A 21,492-nucleotide genomic window follows, 5' to 3' on the forward strand; every position below is an offset into this window, starting at 1 on the left:
CGGCGCAGCATGCGCTTCCACGGCCCCACGAATAGTCATTCACGGTCGAGAGGATAGCAGCGATGGACAGCGCGGCGCCATGCGGAAATCGCCGAACGACGCGATGCCGGCCGTGGGCGCGGCGCGCGGCGGCCGGCGTGGCTGCCGAAGCCGCGCCGCCTACAGGCGCGACAGGTGTACCCGGATGTTCGCGCGGTCATACGTGAATCCGCCGGCCGCGTCCGGCTCGAGCACCCGCGCAAGGTCGACCGCGTACATCCAGCCGCTGCCGAGACGGCCCCCGTTGATCGCCCGGATCCGGCTGCCGCCGACGGCGATCGCGGCATGAAAAACGGTGCCGCCCCGCGAGAAGCCGACCGCGGTTCCGGCCGGAATGCTCGCGCGCCCGTCCCATTCGCCGCCGGTCTCGAAGTTGAAGCGGGCCCGCCAGTGCTGGCCGATGGTGTCGAGCAGCGCACCGGGCGCGATCATCGCGTCGCTGCGCAGCAGATACCGGACATAGGCCGCGGCGTCGTAACAGACGCCGCCGGACACGTACTCGTTGATGTCGGCCATGCCGAACATCAGCGCCTGCGCGTGCTTCTGCCGTTCGGCGAAACCGGATTGGGCGACATGCCCGCCTAACTGGCTCAGTTGCATGGGTGGCTCCTCGTGAAGAAGCAGGACGTCATCGTCCTGCCGACGCAATAACGTCATATGTTATTACGATATCCGGCCACGCCGGCATTCCTGCCCGGGCGTCACGGCGTGCGGGCGGCCGATGCCGGCGCGGCAGCGGCCGCATCGGGATTCGGCGCGAGCCGCAGGCGCACGCGCAACGGCTGCAGCATGTCGGGCGGCGGCGGTTCCGCCAGCGGGCCGACCGTGAGCAGTTGCCGCAGTGTCGCGTCTGCATCGGGATCGCCGAGCGACGCGAATTCGACACGCGTGACGGCGCCGTTCGGGCCGATCCACGCGCGCACGACGATCGCGGGCGGCGGCGCGGCGGCGCTCGCGTTCAGCACGCGCGCCTCGAGATAGCGGTGCAGCCGATCGGCCGCGTCGCCGTCGGCTTCGAGCCACGTCTGGAACTGCTGCCCGGCAAGCTGTCCGTAGCGCATCCATGCCTGCGGCACGTCGGTCGTCTGCGCGACGGCCGGCGCGATACCCAAAACAAGCGCCCACGCGACGACGATCGCCCGCCACCCGCCGGACACGCGCCATTCCTGCCTTCGCTTCATTCCGCCTCCCGTTTCGACGATGAGCCGTCGTGCCGCGTGACATCGCCCGCGCAGCCGCCCACCCGCCCACCCGATCAACCGCTCAACCGCTCAACCGATCTCGATCGGCACATACAGACGCGTGCCGCCGCGCTGGACGAGCAGCGCGACGTTGCCGCGCGCGGCATCGATCTCGGTCATCAGCGCGCCGATGTTCGCGACCGGCGTGCCGTTGACCGACAGCACGATATCGCCGGCCTGCAACCCCGCGCGCGCGGCCTGGCCGCTCGCCTGCTCGACGACGAGCGCCTGGCCGACGCCGAGCCGCTGGCGCTCCTGCTCGGTCGCCGCGCGCAACGCGAGCCCGAACCGCGCGGGCCCTTGCTCGCCGCTTCCCGGTGCCGACCCGCTGTCGAATGTGGCGACGGTCGCGATCACGTGCCTCGCCTTGCCCGCGCGCCACACCAGCAGGTCGGCTTGCCGCCCGGCCCGCATGAGCGCGACCGTGCCGAGCAGATCCGCCGATTCGGCGACCGGCTTGCCGTCGACGGCGAGCACGACGTCACCCGGTTGCAGGCCCGCGTGCGCGGCCGGGCCGTCCGGTTCGACCATGGTGATCAGCGCGCCGTCCGGGCTCGCGAGGCCGAACGAACGTGCGAGTGCCTGGCTTACCTCCTGCACGGCCACGCCGAGCCGGCCGCGCGTGACCTTGCCGGTGCGCAGCAGCTGGTCCTTCACGTCGAGCGCGATGTCGATCGGGATCGCGAACGCGAGCCCCTGGTAGCCGCCCGTCTTCGAGAAAATCATCGAGTTGATCGCGATCACGCGGCCGCCGAGATCGAACAGCGGGCCGCCCGAATTGCCGGGGTTGATCGGCACGTCGGTCTGGATGAACGGAATCGCGCGCTCACCGGGCAACGAGCGCGATTTCGCGCTGACGATGCCCTGCGTGACCGTGTTCGCGAATCCATACGGCGAACCGATCGCCATCACCCAGTCGCCCACCTCGGTGCGGGCCGGGTCGCCGGTCGCGACGACCGGCAGGTCGTGCGCGTCGATGCGGATCACGGCAACGTCGGAGACGGGGTCGCTGCCGATCACGCGCCCTTTGAACTGCCGCTTGTCGGTCAGCTTCACGTCGATCGCGACGGCGTCGCCGACCACGTGCCGGTTGGTCAGGATCACGCCGTCCGCACTGACGATGAAGCCGGAGCCGAGGCTCACTTCCTCGCGGTTGCCGATCACGCGCCGCGCGAGAAACGGCGCGAGCGGATGATCGGGCGCGATGCCCGGCGGCAGCTGGATGCCCATCTGCGTGACTTCGCGCGTGACGCTGATGTTGACGACGGCCGGGCCGACGCGCCGCACCAGCGCGGCGAAGTTCGGCAACGCAACGGCCGGCGCAGGCGACGCGGCAACCGGCTGCGTCGGCCGTTCGGCGGCCGATGCCGATGCCGGTGCCGGTGTCGTTGCACCGGCGCACGCGCAGGCCAGCGCCAGCCCGCCCGCCATCGCTCGCAGCACAACCGCCCGGTTCGTGTACCTGCCCGCCTTCATGTCGCTGCTCCTCGTCGGTTCGCGCCGGAGCGCCGCCGGCTCATCGGTACGCGCGCGGCACGCCCGGCCGCACGCATTACTTCGGCGGCACCGCGACCGGCGCATCCGGCCGCTGCGGCGTCACCGACCGGCCCCAGTTCGAGCCGAACCGGTTCCGCTCGGTCGACAGGTTGAACGTGCCAAGACGGTTCGACGGCTGCTTCGACAGTCGCTCCGCATCCGTCTGCGATGCGCCCGCCTGCGGATCGGCCTTCGGCGTCAGTTGCCGGCTCAGGCAGTCGTACGACAGCGCACGCTTGCCGTCGACTTCCGCATCGACGCACACCAGCTTCGTGGCCGCCCCCGCGCTCGCCGCCGCGCGACCGCCCTGCGCGTGCGTACCGGTTGCCACCAGCAGGCAGACGATCGTCGCGATTGCGCTTCGTCGCATCTTCATGCGCGATCCTTCAGAAATGACGCCATGGCACCCGCGCTGCCGCGGTCACACGTTCGCGCCCGGCACCGACGCGCGCGCCAGGAAACGCGCGAACGCCGCGCGATCGGCGTCGTCGACGGCCGGCTCTTGCGTATCGACCCGCTGCGCCCAGGCGTCGCGCATGCCGTCGACCGGCTGCCACGCCTGCACCTGCGCGCCGGTCGGGTACGGCGTGACGAGCGGCTCGCGATAGTCGACGCGAAACAGCGACGGCGCGCCGTTACCGGCCGCCCACAGATCGCCGACGTCGCGCACGCTCGCGTCGAACCAGAATCGGACCCACCGCACGCCAGGCGCGCGCGCGTCGACGCCTGACGCATCGGCGCCCGACGCATCGGTGCCCGAAACATCGGCACCCGACGCGTCCGGCACGCGCAGGAAACCGGCCAGCACGAGCAGCACGGCCGCCAGATCGTCGTCGCGCAACATCCGGTACGACCAGAGATCCGCGACGTCGACGCAGGCGATCACCGCGATGAAACGCCCGATCGTGAGCGCGGGCCACGCGCGCCGCATCAGTGCGTAATGACGCGCCCAGTGCGCCACGAAGCGCTCGCGATGCCGGGCGGCCACCTGCGCGTCGCGCGAGCCGCGAATCGTCAGGTCCTCCGGCTGGTACTGGCGCGTGGTGAGCACGCACTGCGCGGAGCATCGCGCGCTCCGGTGCCGCGCGTAACCGCCCGCACCGGGCAACGGCTCCAGCGCCCCGAAGCACAGCGGGCAATGCGTGGGCCACTCGCCGGGCCGGCCCGGCCACGGGTTCGCTTTCGGCATGCGCGGGCGGTCGGCAGCCCCGGCCGGGCGGCGGCGCCCCGGCGTGCGCGCATCGGGTACGACGACGCGCGGCGTCGAACGGACGGTTCCCATGCGCGCGCCTACCGGGCGGATGCGAGCGCTTTCTTCAGCGCGTCTTCGTTGATCGGCACGTTAGCGGCGAGCTTCGCGAGATACGCCTGCGCATTCTGCTGCGTGCGCTGCGCGCGCAGCATCGCGCGCAGTTGCTCCTTCACGTCGGCCAGCGGGCGCGGTGCGGCCGCGCGAACGTCGATCAGCTTCACGACATGAAAGCCGGCCGGCGTCTGGATCGGCGCGGAGACCTGGCCCGGCTTCAACGCGTCGGCCGCCTGACGGACTGCCGGCACCATCAGCTGATCGGGCACGAACCCGAGATCGCCGCCGTTCGCGGCGCTCGCCTTGTCCTGCGAATTCGCCTTCGCGAGCGCCGCGAAATCGCCGCCGCGCGCGCGGCTCGCGAGATCGGCCGCCTGCTTGCGCGCCTTGTCGAGCGTCGCGGCATCCGCGTTCGGCGGCACCGCGATATAGATCTGCGCGACGTGCAGCGCGCGCGGCGCGGTGAACGCGGCGCGATTCCTGTCATACGCGGACTGCAGCTCCGCGTCCGACGGATAGTCGGCCGGCGGCGCATTCGCCGACGCCAGGTAGCTGCGCACGACGATGTCGCGCTGCGCCTGTTCGACGGCCGCCTGCACCTGCGCCTGCTTGTCCCAGCCCTTCGATTTCGCCTCGGCCAGCACGGCCTTCTGCGCGAGCGTCGAACGCACGACCTGGTCGAGCGCCGCGGGATCGGCCGCGAGACGCTCGCGCCCTTCCGGGCTCACCGACTTCAGCAGCCCCGCGATATCGGCCTGCGTGACCGATGCCTGCGCGGCATTCGCGATCACGTCGTCCTGTGCGTGCACAATGAACGGCGCACCCAGCACGAGACTGCCTGCCACCGTCGCCAGCATCTTCATCTTCGTCATCATCGTTCGATTGCCCTCTCGATCGTTCCTGAATTGCGGACGCCGCATCGGCGCGCGTCCGTCAGCGTCATGCGCAGGACAAGCGGCTGCGCCATCCCGCGTGGCGGCGCCGCGCCGACCGTCCGGCCGACGAGTGCGGCGTGCAGCGCCGCGTCGAGCGCCGCTTGCCCGGCCGCACCGCTGTCGATGCGCGTCACGTGCCCGTACCGGTCGAGCCACGCGCGCACCGGCAGCACGGGACGGTCGTCGCCCGCATCGGCCCGTTCGCCGGCCCAGCGTTCGATGCCGGCGCGCAGGCGGCAAACCGCCGCGTCGTCGCTTTCGTTGTCGCCGTCCAGCGTCGCCTGCAGCCACCGCGCGATGCGCTGTGCATACGCGCCCCACGCGGCGGGTACATCGCTCGCGGCCGCGGCTTTCGCGTCGTGCCGCGCGCGGCCCGGCAACCATGCACGCAGCATGGCGCCGATCCGGCTGCCGCCGCGCATCACTGCGCGGCAGCCTCGACTGCTGCCGTGGCCGCTTCGGCGGTCGATGCGCGTGCCTGGTCGCCGGCCGCCGCACGCGCCGCCGCTTCCTGCCCGGCCATCGCGGGACGGTTGCGCAGGTGCAGCAGGAATTCCTGGATCAGCCGGTCCCACAGCTCGATCGTCGAGCGCAGGTAGCGCTCGGACACGCCGCCCGCGACGATCACGTCCATTTCCAGCGCAAGAAACTGCCCGTGGCTCGCGAGACGCGCGAAGCGCTTGGTCCGGTTCCAGTCCGCGACGAGCTCGGCCGGCAACTCACCCTGCACCTGCAGCACGCACGACAGCGTGTAATCGATGTACGGCAGCGCGGCGGGCGTTGCATCGGCGCCCTGCGGCGCGAGCGCGACAGCCGGGTTGCCGAAGCGCACCGCGAAGCCGATGCCCTGGCTCGCGCTCATCAGCTGCACCGCGCCGTTCTGCTCGGCCGCCGTCACGCGATAGCCCGCGCGGCGCAGCACGTCGGCGAGACGGTCGGCGCTGATCGCTTCGATCGGCGCGTCGTGTGCCGCGCGTTCGTCGCCGGCGTTCGGTTGCTTGTCTTGCATGTCTGTCTTCCCCATGTTCAACGAATCGATCGGTTCAATCCCGGTTGCGGGCCGCGCGCTCACTGCGCGCTCACTGCGCGTTCGCCGAAGTGGCCGAAGCGGCCGACGCGGGAGCCGTTGCCGGCGCGGCGGCAACCGGCCGCGCGGCCGGATCGTACTTGCCCGCGTACAGTGCATCGCCGTAGCGTTGCGCGAGGTCGTCGTACTTCACGCGCGCCGACTGCGCGAACGGCTGCCGCGACGAGAACAGCGTGCCGATGCCGACGTGCTCGTACGCGTCGAGAATCTCGTGCCCCACGCGATACAGCTCGGCATTGTGTGCCTGGCAGGTTTTCAGCTGCGTGTCACGCGCGGCGACGTCCTTCTGCAGTTGCGTGTGCTGCGCATCGCGGGCACGCGACACGGTCAGCAGGTCCTCGTAGGACGACTTGTATTTCGCCAGCGACTTCGCGTCCTGCTCGCGGCCCGCCCGTTCCTGCGCCAGCGCGCGCTTCGCCGCGGCCTCGGCGCCCGAGTCGCCGCGCGCGGCCGCCAGTTGCCCCTGCATCGCCTTCAGCTGCGCAAGTGCGTCGTCGCGCTGCTTCTCGGCCGCCGCCTTGTCGCTCTGCAACTGCGCCTGGCTGTCCTGCAACTGGCGCAGCTCCTGCACGGTCGCGCGCAACTGGCTGCGCAGCTTGTCCTCGATGCTCTGCGCATGCGCGCCGCCGGCCGCGGACAGCAGCGTGCCGGCCAGGGCGGCCGCGAGCATCGTGCGAGTGATCGTGTTCATTCCCGGCTCCGGTCAGAAGCGAGCATTGAGCTCGATCTGCAGCACGTCGATCGATACCGGCGGCCCGTACACTTCCTTCGAGCTCAGGTAGCGGGCCGACACCCACGTGTCCCGTGCAACCGCGTAGGCGGCGCCGAGCACGTAACCGCGCGCGTTGGTGCCGCCCAGGTGGAAGTCGGGATCGTTGAACGCGTCGAGCACGGCGTCCGGCTGCAGGTACTTGTATGCGATCGAGAAGTTCCACTGGCCCTTCTCGCGCGGTTCCGGCTCGCCGAACGTCGCCTTCGCGAGGAAGCCGTTCGGGCCGCTGCGGTAGTCGGCGCGCGTCGCGTTCACCGACGTCGATTCGTAGTTGTTGACCGGCAGCGACGCCGCCGCGAACGCCTTGTTGTCGTTGTACGCGAGGTTCCGCACGTATTCGCCGTCGAGACGCAGCTTGAAGCGGTCGGCGACGACCGTATCCCACTGCGCCTTCAGGTCGAGCAGCCGGTAGTTGTACGCGAGACCGAACAGCTGCGGCTGCGGCGTCATCCCCGGCGCGAGGTTCGGGTTCTGCACGATGTTGCGCAGTGCGATCAGCGTGTTGCCGCCCTGCATGAATGCCGGCGCCTCGTTGTCGGTGCTGCAGCTCGTCGCGCCGAGATACAGTGCGCACGGCGACGACAGCGTGCCGCGCATGTTCTGGAAGTCGTAATACGCGACGGCGCCGCGCAGCCGGTTCTTCGCATCGATCTTCCAGTCCGCGCCGAACTGCGCGCCGAACATCCACTTCGTGTCGCTGCCGGCCTTGTCGGTGCTGTTCGACGGGAAGTTCTCGCTCGTGTACTGGATCGGGAACACGCCGAGCGTGCCGAACAGCGTGACGTCCGGATTCCACGGCAGCGCATGGCGCAGGTTCGCGGCGAGCCCGTCCATCATCAGGTCGTCGGAGAACACCAGATCCGACTTGAAGAACGGGTTGTCGAAACGGCCGGCCGTCAGGTTCAGCCACGACGTCGGCCGGTACGCAAAGAATGCCTTGTTCAGCCAGATGTTCTTCTTCCCCCAGCCGCCGCCGGCCGTTCCCGTCGTCGACACGGGGCCATTGTCGTTGCCGCTCGCGAGCTGGAGGCCCGCGATCATCTCGTCGGACAGCGTCGCCGTCACGCCGAGCCGCGCGCGGTAGCGCAGCAGGTTGTTGCGGTTCTGCGTGGTGTTCTGGGTCGGCAGCTGCGTCGTGTTGGTGTTCGAATTGATGTCGAACCCGTTGCCCTGGTTGATCGCCGCGAAGTTCGTCACGTTGTTCGCGTTGCGGCTGCCGTAGAAGTGGTATTCGTCACGCACGCGCATGTCGCCGTCGAGCTTGATGCGCGACACCCAGTCGGGAAACGTGTTCGGCTGCGCCCAGTTCTCGGCCTTCGCCTGCGCGATCACTTCCTGCTTCACCTGGTCGCGGATCTGGTCGCGCACGAGCTGCGGCACGTACGGCACCGCGACGTCGCCCGGCTGCGTCGGCGGGTTGACCACGCCGCCCGCCACGACCGGTGCGCCCGATGCGCGCGCCGACCTCGCCTGCACGGCTTCCGTGCGCGCTTCGGCAATCAGCTCGTTCGCGTTCTGCTGCGTGAGCACGCCGCGCTTGACGAGCAGGTTGATCAGGTTGATCACCACGCTCTCCGTCGGCGCGGCCTTCCCCGACGCCGCCTGCGCCTCGAGCGATTGCCCGTGCGCGGCGGACGCGCACGTCAGCCCGAGCGTCAGCACCGCCGCACCGACGCGCGACAGGCGCGCGGGCAGCGCGCCGTTGCGGGGCACCCCACCCCGTCCGTTCATCTTCCGAATCATCGAAGCACTCCGAACAATTTTCGTTTCTTTTCCGGCAGCATCCGTGCGACGGCGCTGCCCCATGATTCTTGCGTGGTCTCTGTCGCGCATCGTCATGCCGGCTTGCGGCCCTGGAGCTTGACGAGCACCGGATACGCGGTCGCGGGCGGCGGCACCTCATCGACCCTGCCGAGCGCCTCGACCGCCGCGACGACGGCCGCGTCGATCTTCGCGTCGCCGGTGGACTGCGCGATCGTCACCTTCGTGATCCGCCCCGACGTGTCCATCCACAGGTTCAGGCTGCCCGCGAAACGGGCGCCGCCGGCGTCCTGCACGCCCTTGTCCTGCTCGATTGCACGCTGCAGCACGTACACCATGTATTGCGCATAGCTCGCGTTGCCGAACTTGCCGCCCCCGCCGCTGCCCAGCATGCCCGACCCATCGCCCGCGCCGATGCCGAAGTTGTCGCTGCCCGCCTGCGCGTCGGCATTCATCGTCATCTGCTTCGGCTGGTTGTCCGACGGCTTCGGCGCCTCGGACGGCTTCGGCGCGATCGTCGGCCGCTCGACCGGCGTCTTGACCTCTTCCTTCACCTTCTCGGGCGGCGGCTTCTGTTTCGGCGGCGGCGGGGGCGGCGGCAGCGGGATCACCGTCGTCACCTGCGGCGCGCTCACGCGCTTCACGCCCGCGGTATCGCCCGCGAAACGCCAGATCAGCGCGGCCACGCCGGCAAGCACCAGCGCGATCGCGACGGGCTTCACGTAGCGGCCGGGGCCCTTGTCCGGCGGGCCGCCGTTGTAGGTCATTTCCATCGCGTCAGCCGCCCTGCTTCGCCTTGCCGGTCACCAGGCCGACCTGCGACAGGTCGAGGCGGCGCAGCAGGTCGAGCACGTCCATCACCTTCTGGTACTGCACGGCCGCGTCGCCCTTCAGCACGATCGGGAATTCCGGATTGGTCGCCTTCTCGGTGCGCAGCCGGCTTTCGAGCTCGTCCATCGTCACCGGGTACGCGTCAAGGAACACCTGCCCCGAATCGGCGACCGTGATCGCCTTCGTCTTCGGCTTCGCGAGACTCGCGGACGAGCTCGCCTTCGGCAGATCGACCTTGATGCCCTGCACCGACGCGGTCGTCATGATGATGAAGATGATCAGCAGCACGTACGCGAGGTCGAGCATCGGCGGGATGTTGATGTCGTCGTACGGCTTGTCGTCGTCCTGAACCTGCATGGTGGTCTCCTGCGTGCGATGCGGTCAGTCGGCCAGCACCGCGTGATCGGGCGCGCGGTGCGCTTCGGCGAGGCGCGTGACGAATTCGTCGACGAACACCTGCATGTTCGCGGTCACGTTCTTGTTGCGGATCAGCAGGTAGTTGTAGCCGAACAGCGCCGGGATCGCGACGAACAGCCCGGTGACGGTGGCGAGCAGCGCGGCCGCGATACCCGGCGCGATCGCGTTCACGTTGACGTCGCCGGCCGCCGCGATCGCCGCGAACGTGATCATCACGCCGACCACCGTGCCCAGCAGCCCGAGGAACGGGCCGCCCGAGATCGCGATCGTCAGCAGTACCATCGACTTCGACAGCCGCTGGTTTTCGCGCACGAGCGTCGCGTCCATCGACGCGCGGATCGCCTCGATCGATTCGGACGTGATCACCGTGCGGCCGTTGCCGTCCACGCGGCTGTGGATTTCATGCACGCCGGCCTTGTACAGCCGGTACAGCGACGACTGGTACAGCCGGCGGCCGTCGGCGCTCGCTTCGTCGACATGCGCGAGACCGACCAGGTGGCGGCCCGCCACTTCGCGGAAACGCTGCACGAAATACTGATTCGCCTTGTCGACGGTGCCGACGTAGCGCGCCTTGGTCCACATCACGATCCACGACACGAGCGCCATGCCGAGCAGGATCGTGATGACGACCCACGCGTCGACGGTCACCGACTGCACGATCACGCCGAAATAGCCAAAGCCGAAGCCCGACTGCTTCTCGTCGGCGCCATACGCGACGAGCTTCGATTCCGAGCCCTGCGCGAGCGCATCGACCGCGATCGCGGCCGGCGAGCGCGCGATCTTCGACAGGCGCAGCTCGTCGAGCGCGCCCGCATACGCGGCGAACCCGGCCGGCGCGCCCGTCGTGTCCGCCGCGACCGTCGCCGCGCCGGTCAACGCGGGCAGCGTCGCCGCGACTTGCGCGGCCTGCTTGCCGTTCACGTACACGGTGAGGTTCTTGCCGTCGGCCGTGACCGCGAGATAGGTCCACTGGTTCGCGGCGACCGGCGAGGCGGCCGGCGTGCGCACCGGTGCCGGATTGCCGGCTGCGCCCTGGACTTCCGCGAACGGCACGCCGTTGTCGAGGCCGACCAGCAGCGCGTTCGCGCCATCGCGGCGGCTGTAGAGCAGCGTGTTCGGCGCCAGCGCCGACGGCTTCACCCATGCGCTGAACGTGAAGCTGCCGCCGGCCGCCACATTCAGCGATGCGCTTGCCGGCAACGTCAGCGACCCCGTACCGTCGAAGCGCGCACCCTTGCCGACGATGCCGTCCTCGACCGTGCGGAACGCCGCGTTCTGCGCATTGTTGCCATACGCGGTCGCATCCTTCGGCGGCGCGCCGGCCGCACCGTTGAAGTGGTAGACGAGCGTGTAGTCGGCATCGAACGTCTCGGCCGGCTTGCTGCCGTCGGGCGCCTTCTTGTTGCCGTAGTACATCCAGATCGACTCCGCGGCACCGGCCGGCATCTTCGGCACGTCGACCCAGATCAGCGCGACGCCGAGTACCGGGTCGTATTGCTCGACGTGGTAGTTCAGCGGCGTCTTGTCGTCACCGGCGACGAAGCGGATGTCGGCACCGTTGTCGGCCAGCCCGTCGAACTGGAAATTGCCCGAGTGAAGGCGGATCAGCAGCGGCACGCGGCCGGCCGACTCCGCGAGGTTCGCGCCTTTCGCGCTCGCGTCGATCGTGATCGCCTTCCGGTACGACCAGTCGTTCTGCCACCATGCGTTCGCGATGCCGGGCAGCACGCCGAGCATCACCGCCAACAGGAAAAACAAGACTCGCTTCACGATCCACTCCCCGAATGTGCGGGCGCCGCGCTCGTCGCATCGCCCCGGCACGATCAAAAAAATCCGTCAGAACCCCAGCCTTACGAAGAAATCGAAGCGCGGGCTGTACTGCCGCGTATAGACGCCCGCCTTCAACGGCCAGCCGGCCTCGAAATCCGCGCTCGCATACTTCATGATCTGCACCCGTGTGCCGACGCCGACACTCATCAGGTTGAAGCGCGCCGTCTGCTCCGGCAGCGGGCTCAGCAGCCACAGGTGCGCCGCGTCGAAGAACGCGTGGAAGCGCCACTCGTTCACGCGGCTGCCGACCGCGCCGCCGAGCCATTTCGCGAGCGACGGACTGCGCAGCTCGAGCGACGCGATCACGCCGCTGTCGGCCGTGTCCTCTGCCTGCATGTAGCCGCGCACGCTGTTCATCCCGCCCGCGGCGAACTGCTCGCTCGACACGAGCGGCGAGTTCGAGATCTGGGCGTTCACGTGCGCGTTGGCCTGCATGTCGTTCGCGAAGCGCTGCGTGTGATTCACGTCGAACTTGCCGTACACGAAATCGGGCGTTGCGTTGTAGCGCTTGTTGTCCCATGCGCCCCAGTCACTGCCGAGGCCGCGGATGTTCGTCGTCAGCGACGCGGAGAACGACGTCTGCGAGTTCTTCAGGCTCAACTGGCCGTTGTACGACAGCGTCACCGGCACGTACGTGAGCGGCGCCGTCGAGCCGCCCTGCCCCGGCAGCGACACGTCCTCGTCGTAATGCTTGCGATCGATCTCGATGCTGACCGAATGCGCGTAGGTCTCCGTCGCCGGCAGCGAATAGATCGCGGTGAAGCCGTACGTGGTGCCCTTGCCCAGCACGTTGGTGTTGCCGACCGACGCGACGTTGCTGTCCGAATGCACGACCGTCGCGAGGAAACTCCAGCGCGAATCCCTGATCGGCGCGAGATACGAGAACGCGTAGACGCGCGCATCGTTCGGATGCTGCGGCGCGATCACGTAGGTGCCGGAAATCACGTGGCCGAGCTGCCACAGATTCGAATAGCTGAGGCTCGCGGTCGTGCGCAGCGTCGACGTGCCCGGGCTGTTGTCGTTGTTCAGTTCGAGCGAGCCGTGCAGCGGACTGTGATCGTCGACCTTCAGGTCGACGTCGACCGTCTGCGGCAACGCGCCCGGCTTCAGCACCGGAATCACCTGGCGGTCCGCCGAGCGGTTCAGGTCGGTGAGCTGCTGCTGGGCCTGGTTGAAATCGGGCACCTGGCCTTCGGCGAGCGCCGGCACCGCATCGCGGATGTTCTGCGGCGAGTTGTATTTCGCGCCGTCCACGCGCAGGCGCCCGACCTTTGCCTCGGTCACCTGCAGCAGGATCACGCCGTTCTTCACCTGCTGCTGCGGCAGCTCGACGACGACCGACTGGTAGCCGCGATCCTGGTACGCCTTCTGCAACGCGTCACGTGCCGCGTTCACGTCGGCGAGCGTGCGGCCCGGCCCTTCGAACGGATACACGGCCTTCTCGATCTCGAGCGTCGGCAACGTCGTGTTGCCGCGCACCACGAAGGCATTCACGTCGAACGACTGCGGTGCGGCCGGTGCCGCCTTCGCGGCCGGCGCGGCTTCCTGCGCATGAACGCCCGGTGCGAGGCCCATCCCTCCGGCCAGCACGACGCCCGCCAGGCATCGGCATTTCAGCCGCCATCGTTCGCGTGACTTGCGGTCTACTCTCGGCGGCATGCGCCATTCCCCTTTGTTGTTCCGGATCGAAGCGAAGCTGTCGCGAACTGCCGCCGCTCCGCTATCAGTTGCCTGTTTCACTTTGATGACGCTTTGTTCGTCATCCTTAGCATGAACTACGAAACACTATTTCCTGCTATCGATCCGGACTCAGCCGTGCCGCAGCGGTGCCGCCCGCGGATCGGCCGCACCACCGAACTGCGCGACGGCGAACCGCATCAGCGCGTCGACGCACATCGCGAGCGACGCGCGGCCGGTGTCGATCGTGAGATCGGCTTCGACCGGTGGCTCGTACGGCGCCGAAACACCGGTGAATGCCGGCAGCACACCGCTCCGCGCCTTCGCATACAGCCCTTTCGGATCCCGCGCCTCGCAGCAGGCGAGCGGCGTGCTCACATACACTTCACGGAATGCCGGCCCGACGATCGCTCTCGCGGCATCGCGCATCGCCGCGAGCGGCGAAATGACCGCAACGATCGCAAGCGCTCCCGATTCGCTCGTCAGTGCCGCGACTTCGGCGATGCGCCGCACGTTCTCGAAACGGTCCTGCACCGTAAAGCCGAGATCCCGATTCAGCCCCGTCCGCAGCCGGTCGCCGTCGAGCACCACCGGATGCACGGATCGGTCGCGCAGTTGCGCCGCCACCGCATCGGCCAGCGTCGTCTTGCCCGCGCCCGACAGCCCCGTGAGCCACAACACCCCGCCGGCCCGCGGCGACGCTCTCCACCCAGCGCACGCTCCGTCTACCGATAAGGACGAAACGACGCCGGGAAACCCGCAACGATCGATCGTCATCACGCCTGCTCCACCGCGTTCGCGGGTTCATCGTCCTCGCGCGGACGCGGCTGCCAGATCGGCGTGAAATTGAAATAACCGTCGATCACGCTGATGCATGAGTAGCGCGTGTTGACCGCGAGCAGCACGTGCTTGTCGAACGCCATGTCGTGCAGGTCGAGATCGACGGTGTAGTACGACATCCGCGGCACGAACATCGCGTCGTAATGATCCGGGCGGAGCGGAGAGCGCGGCGCGAGCGTCGACAAGTTGGCGAACACCATCAGCTCGTGCATCGTCGCGACCGCGAGCCGGTTACCCGACACGGCCATCCCCATCGAGCGCGGCAACAGGCACGCGGACAACGTGGGCACACCGTCATCGACGCCGATCACGGCCACGCCGGACGGGCGGCGGCTCACGGCCAGCGAGCACCCGAGCGCCTCGAGCACCTGCAGGAAACGCCCCGTGTCGCGCAGGTTGACGACCGGCGACAGCGCTTGCGCCTGCCGCGCCGATACGTCGTCCGTCGGCGTGCCGCGCTCGCCGGCCGGCCGGGTTTCCTCGAACTGTTCCACTGTCATGCACCTGTCGGCTTCACGCCACCTGATGAGAAAAAATGCGCGCGTCCGCGTGTTCCCGCCCGCCGGCACGACGCATGCGCGCCGGTCGCGGACGGGGCCGCATACGGCATACCGAGTCGCAGCTCCCACCTACCTAGACGGAACGAAGCGCGCATTGCCGCAATGTTTTTTTGCGTGACGTCGACCGGTCCGCCGGCACGGGCAGGCGGTCGACGCAAGCGGCCTGCAATGCGCGCGCAGCCGCTCCCTCGCGCAGGACGCGCGAGACGCGGTGCATGACCTTGCGTGGCCCCCGTTTCGTGTACGTGCGTCGTCCGGCCGACCTGCGGCGCGTCAGCGTGCTGCCATTGCGCGCGGACGACCGGAAAACGTGTCGCCGTCTGGCCAGCCCTCGCGAAAACGCGACGTGCCGGCGTGCGGCCCGACAATCCTCGGGTTTCAACCGGGAAGTTTTTGTGACATTCCGCTGAAGATATTCACGAAACGCTCGCGAAACACGGCGCGGGATCGCCGGGACCGTTTACGGCGCATCGCCGTATCGCGACGCACGCAACGGCACGCACGAAATCCTGCGGCTTGCGCGCGCCCGCTTCGTCCTAGCTATTGAGAACGGAACACGTCAACGACAGGACACTCCATGTCATTCGCCACGATGCTCGTCCGGTGGCTCGCCGGGCGGTTGTCCGGCGCCGCCGGAATGCCCGGCCGGCCGCTGCCGCCCGCCGCTCATGTCGCGCCGCATCCGCCGCTGCGCTGGCGCACGCCGTGGCTCGCGTGGCAGCTGCTGTCGTGGTCCGCGCTCACGCTGCTCGCGCCGCCGATCTGGACGATCGGCACGCTGCTGCTGATCAATCCGTCGAGCGACCAGCCGCTGTTCTGGGCGCTCGCGATGGCGATCGTGCCCGTCGCGAACGGGGTCGCGATCGTCACGACGAACCAGCGCCATCACCGCGCGCCGTTCACGCGGCGCCCGGCGGTCGCGGCGCACATGTTCGCGATCGCGATGGCCGTCGGCTGCGCGCTGTTCGTGCTGCTGCTGTGGCGGTCGCACGCGATCGCCGGCCTCGTCGGCCCGCTTGCCGACGACGGCATGCGTCCCGCGACGCTCGCGTGCTGGGTCGCGGGGCTGGCCGCGCTGTTCGGCGTCGCGTCATCCGCGCATGCGAGCATCGCGCATGCGTGGCTGGCGTTCGAGGTGTGAGCGCGCCGCGCCGACACTGCGGGGGCACGCGGATGCATCGATTCGGAAAAGACAGGACGACGCACGCACGACGCGAACGCGGCATCGCGATCGTGACGGTGCTGCTCGTCGTCGCGCTGGCGGCCACACTCGCGGCCAGCGTGCTGTGGCGCCAGCAGGTCGCGACGCGCGACGTCGAGAACCAGCGGCTCGCGACGCAGACGATGTGGATCGAGCGCGCCGCGGTCGAATGGGCACGCGCGACGCTGCGCGCACAAAGCGCGACGTCGAACGTCACGTTCGCCGGCCAGACGTGGTCGGCACCGGTTGCCGACGTGCCGCTCTCGGACCTGCTGCCGTCCGACGCGCTGGCGGTCAACGCCGAGCTGTCGCGCGCGTGGATCTCGGGCAGCGTCGAGGACGCGCAGGCGCGCTTCAACCTGACGAACCTCGTGTCGCGCGCCGCGCCCGGCAAGCCGTGGCAGTCCAACGGCGAAGGCGTGCTGGCGTACCGGCGCCTGCTCGGGCAGCTGTCGCTGGACCCGGCGCTCGCGCAACCGACGGCCGACTACATGCTGCGCTCGCTGCGCGACACGAACGGCCCGGGCGGCTGGCCGCTGCAGCTCGTGTCCGTCGACGATCTCGCTCGCATTCCCGGCTACGACGCGCATGCGATCGCAGCGCTCGCGCCGTTCGTCACGATCCTGCCCGACCTGACCGTCGTCAACGCGAACACCGCGCCCGAACCCGTGCTCGTCGCCGCGATTCCGACGCTGTCGGCGAGCCAGGCGAGGCGGCTCGTCGACCGGCGCGCCACCGCCTACTTCGTCAGCACCGGCGACATCGCCGAATACCTGTTGCCCGCGCAGGGCGGCAACCCGACGCTGCCGGACGGCTCGGCCGTGGGCGTGAACAGCGGCTATTTCATCGTGCACTGCCGCGTGCATTCGGCGCGGATCAACACGCGCATCGACACGTTGATCGCGCGCTACGGCAGCGGCAATTTCGCGTGGACGTCGGTCATCTGGGTGCGGCGGCTGACGAGTTGAAGCCGAGGGCGGCACGTGCCGGCGCGATGAACGGCAAGCCGGGCCGGCAACGTGCGGCCGGCGCCCGCTAATTCAACGACGATTCGCTCAGCGTCACCGGACGCAGGCCCTGCGACGCGGCCGCATCGAACGACAGCCGCGTGAAGCTCGTCTCGCGCACTTCGCCGAGCAGCCGGTTCCAGTCGTCGATCGACACGAGCAGCGCGATCGGCCGGTTGTACTTGGTGACCATCACGAGCGCCTCGCCCGCGTGCCGCAGCGCCTTCGACGGATTGCTGCTGAAGTCGCGCGTCGCCATCGCGATCGTGCGCAGGCTGAACACGTTCGCGGCCGGATCGTCGCCGTCGTCGTGCATCAGGCGCTCGAGCGTCGCCGCGCGCAGCATCGCCTGCGACTTCGCGGACAGCCGGTTGTCACGGCGCCGCCGCCGCTCGCTGCGCGGGTCGACGTGCGCGGCGAGCATCCGCACGATCTGGCCGAGCGCCGTCGCGGGCAACTGGTCGTAACGCTGCCACCAGTCCGGCGGCAGCGCGATCATCATGCCCGCGTAGGTGGCCGCCACGCCGTCGGCGATCAGCGCCGGCAGGCGCTCGACATCGCGCGCGTCGAGATCGAGCGTGCCGCCGACGACACGCGTCATCACGCTGAACGCGTTGTAGGCAAACGCGGCGATCCCGCTCGCCAGCAGCGCCGCGCGCGCGGGTACGGCGCCGAACGGCGCGCCGTCCACGACGGGCTCGAGCGCCAGCGGCAACGCGTCACGCCAGCGCCGGCACGACAGTGCAACGACCTGCGGCGCGTCGAACCGCCCGGCCGGCAGATCGGTCAACAGCGTGACGATGTCGCCGGGGGCCTCCGCGCCGCGCCATTCGATCCGTCGAAACGCGCCCGACACGCCGCCTTCGCCGGCCATCCCGACGGATTGTTCGCGCACGCGCCCGGCGCCGAACATGCCGGCTTCCCGCCAGTCGCCGAGCGGCCGGCACGCCGCCGGGCAGGCGTATTCGCGCAGCACGAACGCACCGCCGCGACGCGGCCAGCCGGACAGGATCGCGTCCGTATCGAAGCGCCCGTCGACGATCCACAGCTCGCCGGGCCGAACCGTTTCCAGCAGCGCGCCGACGAGTGCACGCTCGTGCGACCGACCCCGCTCGCACGGCAGCAGGTCGACGATCATCCCGAGATCCGGATCGTAGACCGGCAGGACGCGCACGCCGCCCGCCGCCGCATCGCGCGCGGGGTCGTCGCACGCGCGCCCGCAGTCGCAACCGCCGGCCCGCGGCGCACAAGCCTCGCCGGCCCCGTCCAGCACGCGCAGCCGCATCCCGTCGACTGCACGCGCACCGTCGACGCCGCGCACCGACGCGACCGGCAGCAGCAGGTCGACGCTGTCCCTTACCAGCGCGCGCCCCCAGCCGGCCCGCCACCGGCTCATGCAATCGTGCAGCGCCGTCACGGCCGTACCCACCCCCGGCGCAGCGGCCGCCTCGCCGTCGGACATCCGCCGTCGCCTCGCAATCGACGCGAGCGCGTCGACGGCCAGGGCAAACAGCGCCTCGCGGATCGACTCGCCGTCGGGTTCGTCGCCGGCGTCCGCCGCGGCGCCGACCCAGTCGTCGTGCAGCGCGCATTGCAGCACGAGCCGCGCCATGATCGTCATCGGGCTCTGCTCGACAAAGCGTTCCACGATCGTGCGCATCATCGGGGTACCCCACATTGTCCGGTTGACCGCGCGGGCCGCCGCAACGGGACGCGCACGCGTGCGGCGCGATGCGTTCGCACTTGACGGCGCGCGGTCGACACCGCAGCATCGTGGGCGACCCGATCCGCGCGACGACACGCCGTCGCGACGGTCCGCCCGCAATCGATGCACGAGGCACCGGCATGTACGTAGATCCCCGCGTGGCGCACGGCCGCGCCCGGTTCGACCTGAGCGGCTCGCCACGGCTCGTCGCCGACGAGCGCCGCTGGGAAATCAGCGACGTCGTCACGCGCGGCATCGACGATTTCAACGGCGTGCGCAACCGCCGCAACCTGCTGCGGCTGCTCGAACGCCAGATCGCGCCGAAACTCGCGCGCCTCGGGCTCGAACCGTACGTCGGTGCGCTCGGACGGGCCGAAGGGCTGTTCGTCAATTTCTCGACGATGAGCGCCGAGCACGGGCTGCGCGAATTCCAGCTTCAGCTGACGGTGCCCGACCTCGTGCTGCGCAGTTTCGCGTCGAACGTGATCCGTCCGCACGCGGTCGCGCGCTGCATGCAGCGCAACGGCGTGATGTCGCTGGCGGAAGTCGAACATGAAACGCGCATCGCATTCGTCGCGGCGCGCGTGATGCGCTCGCTCGCGCTCGCGGAAGGCTGGCGGCAGATCGGCGTGCCGACGCCGCACGGGTTGTTCGTCGGCGCGCTGACCGACGCGGACGACGTCGCGATGAACACGTATTTCCGGCCCGGCGACAACGACCGGCCGTCGCGCTGGAGCGGCTTCTCGGCCCTCTTCTCGACGATGCCGGACTGGCGCCCGGAACAGGTCCGGCACGGCGGCGAACTGCTGCAATGGATGGTCAACCATATCGTGGCCCTGCAAGAATCCGCATCGTTCGTCGAACGCTTTCCCTTTCTGCGCGAGCCGCTGCGCGATGCCGGCGATCCGCTCGATGCCGCATGGAACGGCGCACGCGCGGGCCTGCAGCCCGGGTCGCCATCCTGAATCGGGAATCCGTGTTGTCGTGACGCGGCCGGCACGTACTCGCCACGCGCGCCGCCGCCATGCGTGAACGGCGATCCGGGAGCCGTCTCCGGCCCCCGTTCCCCGGTCTCCGCTTTACCGCCCCTCTTCACGGTCCTGCTACACGGCCCCCTCGCTCTCTCGTATACAAGGTCGAAGCGGGCCTGCATAACCCGCAGACTTTCTTCCGGCGCCATTGGGTGATCGCGCGAACGCGATCGCGCACCACACCGGTGCGTGCGCGGATCGCCGCCATGTCAATGCGTGCGTGTCGATCCGCCGGCCTCATGACGGCCGACCGCCTCCAGCAGCGCCCACATCCAGATCAGCTCGCGGACCGTGGCCGCATGCTCGTCGCTCTGCGCGCGCCAGCGCGCGAAAGCGTCGTGTTCCTGCTCCGTCGTATCGCCGGCGCGCAGCCACAGCAGCCAGCGCACCGCGCCCTCGCGGATCGCATCGGCGCGCGTATTCGCGTCGCCGGGATCCGTGTCCCGTTGCGATTCGTTCATGATCACGCCACCGCCCGAAGCTCCATCGACACACATCCCCCGCACCGCGCATCGCTGCGCGGCCGGGGCGCTTGCCACCCACGCCTCGGGTCCGACGACGTCACACCGGGCCGCCATCAAGGACAGCCCGGCGTTTGCCGGCCCTCATTGATCAAGTCGTATCGGACGGCCGTAACCCGCAGTGCGCGGACGGCCGCAAGCGACGCGAACGCATCGCGCGCGGAAGGAAAACGGGGGAATGAAGCGCGGGAAGCCGGTCAGCTCAACAGCACGATGTTGCCGGGCAGGCGCGTGATGTGCGCGCCGTACAGGCGGCCGACCATGTCGATCACGTCGTCGAGCCGCGTGATCGGGAACTGCGCCTGCATCCGGTTCGCGCCGAGCGACGCGCGGCGCAGGATGACCTTGCCGCGCCGGTAGCGGTTGATCTCGTCGACGACGTCCGACAGCGGCACGCCGTTGAACACCAGCATGCCGCGCCGCCATGCGCTGACGGCGCCCGGATCGATCCGCGACACGGGCTGCACGCCGCGATCGTCGTAGACGACCTGATCGTCGGCGTTCAACATGCGCGCGCCGCGCGGATGCTGGAGCGCGACCGTGCCGGACAGGCAGGTCACGCACACCTGCGTGCCCGTGCGCCGCACGTTGAAGCGGGCGACGGTCGCCTGCATGCGGCCGCCACCCGCCACCACCGTGACGGGCTGAATCGGCGTCGCGCGGCCGGCCGGCGGCGCGACCGCGTCGATCTCCGCTTCGCCGGCGACGACTTCGACGCCGTGCGCGGCATCGCTCGCGGCCAGCACGTCGAGACGCGTCTGCGTATTCAGCTCGACCGTCACGCGCGACGACAGCGCGACGCTGCGCTGTTCGCCGGTGCCCGTGTGGTAATCGGCGGCGATATCGCCGAGCGACGGCCACAGCTGCATCGGCGGCCGTACCGCGAGCCACGACGCGCCGGCCGCGACCGCGAAACCGATGAATGCGCGCCGCCCGGTGCGCATCGTGCGCTCGCGCCTTGCAACGTTTGCCCAGGCAGCGGCCGCCCGCTCCTCGTGCGCAAGCTCGGTCGCCGCCGTGCGCAGCGAACTCCAGGTGTCGCGCAGCAGATCGGCGGCCTGCGGACGATCGGCACACCAGCGCTCGAACGCATCGGCTTCGGCCTGGCTCGCTTCTCCCGAGCGCAGACGCAGCAGCCACGCACTCGCTTCGTCGAGTTCGTCGTGGGCAGGTTGGGCCTGGGCTTTCGTCATCG

22 protein-coding genes are annotated in these 21,492 nt (G+C 69.6%); 3 read left to right on the forward strand and 19 right to left on the reverse strand.

Translation table 11 applies throughout. The features are described 5' to 3' along the window. Positions 1-159: 159 nt before the first annotated feature. The 16 genes from tecA to AB3K92_RS17625 all read right to left on the reverse strand — a co-directional run bounded on the left by tecA (position 160) and on the right by AB3K92_RS17625 (position 14,772). Entirely contained in the window at positions 160-687 is a 528-nt protein-coding gene (tecA, locus tag AB3K92_RS17550) for a type 6 secretion system effector deamidase TecA (RefSeq protein WP_230952490.1), read from the reverse strand. A 53-nt stretch (positions 688-740) separates the two neighbouring features. Beyond that, positions 741-1,220, reverse strand: coding sequence for a YbaB/EbfC family DNA-binding protein (locus tag AB3K92_RS17555; RefSeq protein WP_369465510.1), 480 nt, complete (start codon positions 1,218-1,220; stop codon positions 741-743). Positions 1,221-1,310: 90 nt separating this feature from the next. Continuing rightward, positions 1,311-2,756 carry a Do family serine endopeptidase gene (locus tag AB3K92_RS17560; protein ID WP_369465511.1) on the reverse strand — a complete coding sequence of 482 codons (1,446 nt, stop codon included), beginning with the start codon at positions 2,754-2,756 and terminating at the stop codon, positions 1,311-1,313. A gap of 76 nt (positions 2,757-2,832) precedes the next feature. Then, the gene (locus AB3K92_RS17565) at positions 2,833-3,192 is read right to left on the reverse strand and encodes a hypothetical protein (RefSeq protein WP_369465512.1); all 360 of its coding nucleotides are present in this window, start codon (positions 3,190-3,192) and stop codon (positions 2,833-2,835) included. A 45-nt stretch (positions 3,193-3,237) separates the two neighbouring features. After that, positions 3,238-4,098: a hypothetical protein gene (locus tag AB3K92_RS17570; protein ID WP_059677422.1), complete on the reverse strand. Its 861-nt coding sequence runs from the start codon at positions 4,096-4,098 to the stop codon at positions 3,238-3,240. A gap of 8 nt (positions 4,099-4,106) precedes the next feature. Beyond that, positions 4,107-4,997, reverse strand: coding sequence for a peptidylprolyl isomerase (locus AB3K92_RS17575; protein WP_369465513.1), 891 nt, complete (start codon positions 4,995-4,997; stop codon positions 4,107-4,109). Next, on the reverse strand, positions 4,994-5,452 hold the full coding sequence (locus AB3K92_RS17580; protein WP_369465514.1) for a hypothetical protein: 459 nt from the start codon (positions 5,450-5,452) through the stop codon (positions 4,994-4,996). The genes AB3K92_RS17575 and AB3K92_RS17580 overlap by 4 nt, the downstream gene beginning before the upstream one ends. Positions 5,453-5,478: 26 nt before the next feature. Beyond that, positions 5,479-6,066: a YbjN domain-containing protein gene (locus AB3K92_RS17585; protein ID WP_069254761.1), complete on the reverse strand. Its 588-nt coding sequence runs from the start codon at positions 6,064-6,066 to the stop codon at positions 5,479-5,481. A 70-nt stretch (positions 6,067-6,136) separates the two neighbouring features. After that, on the reverse strand, positions 6,137-6,835 hold the full coding sequence (locus AB3K92_RS17590) for a hypothetical protein (protein WP_369465515.1): 699 nt from the start codon (positions 6,833-6,835) through the stop codon (positions 6,137-6,139). A 12-nt stretch (positions 6,836-6,847) separates the two neighbouring features. Continuing rightward, the gene (locus AB3K92_RS17595) at positions 6,848-8,659 is read right to left on the reverse strand and encodes a putative porin (protein WP_369465516.1); all 1,812 of its coding nucleotides are present in this window, start codon (positions 8,657-8,659) and stop codon (positions 6,848-6,850) included. Positions 8,660-8,751: 92 nt separating this feature from the next. Continuing rightward, positions 8,752-9,450 (reverse strand): TonB family protein, encoded by a 699-nt coding sequence (locus AB3K92_RS17600; protein ID WP_021161943.1) that lies wholly within the window; start codon positions 9,448-9,450, stop codon positions 8,752-8,754. 4 nt (positions 9,451-9,454) lie between these two features. After that, positions 9,455-9,865, reverse strand: coding sequence for an ExbD/TolR family protein (locus tag AB3K92_RS17605; RefSeq protein WP_369465518.1), 411 nt, complete (start codon positions 9,863-9,865; stop codon positions 9,455-9,457). Positions 9,866-9,889: 24 nt separating this feature from the next. Further along, positions 9,890-11,695 carry a DUF2341 domain-containing protein gene (locus tag AB3K92_RS17610; protein ID WP_059588579.1) on the reverse strand — a complete coding sequence of 602 codons (1,806 nt, stop codon included), beginning with the start codon at positions 11,693-11,695 and terminating at the stop codon, positions 9,890-9,892. Positions 11,696-11,761: 66 nt separating this feature from the next. After that, on the reverse strand, positions 11,762-13,414 hold the full coding sequence (locus AB3K92_RS17615) for a ShlB/FhaC/HecB family hemolysin secretion/activation protein (protein ID WP_059588536.1): 1,653 nt from the start codon (positions 13,412-13,414) through the stop codon (positions 11,762-11,764). A gap of 150 nt (positions 13,415-13,564) precedes the next feature. Next, positions 13,565-14,113, reverse strand: a complete 549-nt coding sequence (gene cysC, locus AB3K92_RS17620) for an adenylyl-sulfate kinase (RefSeq protein WP_369465519.1) — start codon at positions 14,111-14,113, stop codon at positions 13,565-13,567. Between the two features lie 95 nt (positions 14,114-14,208). Then, a complete protein-coding gene (locus AB3K92_RS17625) occupies positions 14,209-14,772 on the reverse strand; it encodes a DUF4915 domain-containing protein (protein WP_230942084.1) in 564 nt (187 codons plus the stop codon). A 637-nt stretch (positions 14,773-15,409) separates the two neighbouring features. Here AB3K92_RS17625 and AB3K92_RS17630 point away from each other — a divergent pair. Together AB3K92_RS17630 and gspK are read left to right on the forward strand one after the other, a co-directional pair. Further along, positions 15,410-15,973, forward strand: a complete 564-nt coding sequence (locus AB3K92_RS17630; protein ID WP_059622569.1) for a hypothetical protein — start codon at positions 15,410-15,412, stop codon at positions 15,971-15,973. Between the two features lie 32 nt (positions 15,974-16,005). After that, the gene (gene gspK, locus AB3K92_RS17635; protein WP_060232879.1) at positions 16,006-17,001 is read left to right on the forward strand and encodes a type II secretion system minor pseudopilin GspK; all 996 of its coding nucleotides are present in this window, start codon (positions 16,006-16,008) and stop codon (positions 16,999-17,001) included. 67 nt (positions 17,002-17,068) lie between these two features. On the opposite strand, the gene AB3K92_RS17640 is transcribed toward gspK, so the two are convergent. Beyond that, positions 17,069-18,703, reverse strand: a complete 1,635-nt coding sequence (locus tag AB3K92_RS17640) for a type II toxin-antitoxin system Phd/YefM family antitoxin (protein WP_060232838.1) — start codon at positions 18,701-18,703, stop codon at positions 17,069-17,071. Between the two features lie 182 nt (positions 18,704-18,885). Here AB3K92_RS17640 and AB3K92_RS17645 point away from each other — a divergent pair, with 182 nt between their 5' ends. Further along, on the forward strand, positions 18,886-19,710 hold the full coding sequence (locus AB3K92_RS17645; protein ID WP_021161931.1) for a hypothetical protein: 825 nt from the start codon (positions 18,886-18,888) through the stop codon (positions 19,708-19,710). 275 nt (positions 19,711-19,985) lie between these two features. Here the strand turns inward: AB3K92_RS17645 and AB3K92_RS17650 are convergent, their stop codons facing one another. Both AB3K92_RS17650 and AB3K92_RS17655 read right to left on the reverse strand, forming a co-directional pair. Then, entirely contained in the window at positions 19,986-20,237 is a 252-nt protein-coding gene (locus AB3K92_RS17650; protein ID WP_369465520.1) for a FecR/PupR family sigma factor regulator, read from the reverse strand. 257 nt (positions 20,238-20,494) lie between these two features. Further along, positions 20,495-21,490, reverse strand: a complete 996-nt coding sequence (locus AB3K92_RS17655; RefSeq protein WP_048022651.1) for a FecR domain-containing protein — start codon at positions 21,488-21,490, stop codon at positions 20,495-20,497. Positions 21,491-21,492: the final 2 nt, after the last annotated feature.

The sequence above is a fragment of the Burkholderia sp. Bmkn7 genome, assembly GCF_041103175.1.
GTDB classification, from domain to species: Bacteria; Pseudomonadota; Gammaproteobacteria; order Burkholderiales; family Burkholderiaceae; genus Burkholderia; species Burkholderia cepacia.

Bases quoted from the DNA above. Each gene is read 5' to 3' on its own strand.
- gspK (WP_060232879.1), top strand. From the start codon at position 16,006: ATGCATCGATTCGGAAAAGACAGGACGACGCACGCACGACGCGAACGC.
- AB3K92_RS17570 (WP_059677422.1), bottom strand. From the start codon at position 4,098: ATGGGAACCGTCCGTTCGACGCCGCGCGTCGTCGTACCCGATGCGCGC.
- AB3K92_RS17630 (WP_059622569.1), top strand. From the start codon at position 15,410: ATGTCATTCGCCACGATGCTCGTCCGGTGGCTCGCCGGGCGGTTGTCC.
- AB3K92_RS17625 (WP_230942084.1), bottom strand. From the start codon at position 14,772: ATGACAGTGGAACAGTTCGAGGAAACCCGGCCGGCCGGCGAGCGCGGC.
- AB3K92_RS17605 (WP_369465518.1), bottom strand. From the start codon at position 9,865: ATGCAGGTTCAGGACGACGACAAGCCGTACGACGACATCAACATCCCG.
- AB3K92_RS17580 (WP_369465514.1), bottom strand. From the start codon at position 5,452: ATGCTGCGTGCATGGTTGCCGGGCCGCGCGCGGCACGACGCGAAAGCC.
- AB3K92_RS17590 (WP_369465515.1), bottom strand. From the start codon at position 6,835: ATGAACACGATCACTCGCACGATGCTCGCGGCCGCCCTGGCCGGCACG.
- AB3K92_RS17645 (WP_021161931.1), top strand. From the start codon at position 18,886: ATGTACGTAGATCCCCGCGTGGCGCACGGCCGCGCCCGGTTCGACCTG.
- AB3K92_RS17585 (WP_069254761.1), bottom strand. From the start codon at position 6,066: ATGCAAGACAAGCAACCGAACGCCGGCGACGAACGCGCGGCACACGAC.
- AB3K92_RS17650 (WP_369465520.1), bottom strand. From the start codon at position 20,237: ATGAACGAATCGCAACGGGACACGGATCCCGGCGACGCGAATACGCGC.
- AB3K92_RS17555 (WP_369465510.1), bottom strand. From the start codon at position 1,220: ATGAAGCGAAGGCAGGAATGGCGCGTGTCCGGCGGGTGGCGGGCGATC.
- AB3K92_RS17640 (WP_060232838.1), bottom strand. From the start codon at position 18,703: ATGATGCGCACGATCGTGGAACGCTTTGTCGAGCAGAGCCCGATGACG.
- AB3K92_RS17575 (WP_369465513.1), bottom strand. From the start codon at position 4,997: ATGATGACGAAGATGAAGATGCTGGCGACGGTGGCAGGCAGTCTCGTG.
- AB3K92_RS17655 (WP_048022651.1), bottom strand. From the start codon at position 21,490: ATGACGAAAGCCCAGGCCCAACCTGCCCACGACGAACTCGACGAAGCG.
- AB3K92_RS17565 (WP_369465512.1), bottom strand. From the start codon at position 3,192: ATGAAGATGCGACGAAGCGCAATCGCGACGATCGTCTGCCTGCTGGTG.
- AB3K92_RS17560 (WP_369465511.1), bottom strand. From the start codon at position 2,756: ATGAAGGCGGGCAGGTACACGAACCGGGCGGTTGTGCTGCGAGCGATG.
- AB3K92_RS17595 (WP_369465516.1), bottom strand. From the start codon at position 8,659: ATGATTCGGAAGATGAACGGACGGGGTGGGGTGCCCCGCAACGGCGCG.
- AB3K92_RS17600 (WP_021161943.1), bottom strand. From the start codon at position 9,450: ATGGAAATGACCTACAACGGCGGCCCGCCGGACAAGGGCCCCGGCCGC.
- AB3K92_RS17615 (WP_059588536.1), bottom strand. From the start codon at position 13,414: ATGCCGCCGAGAGTAGACCGCAAGTCACGCGAACGATGGCGGCTGAAA.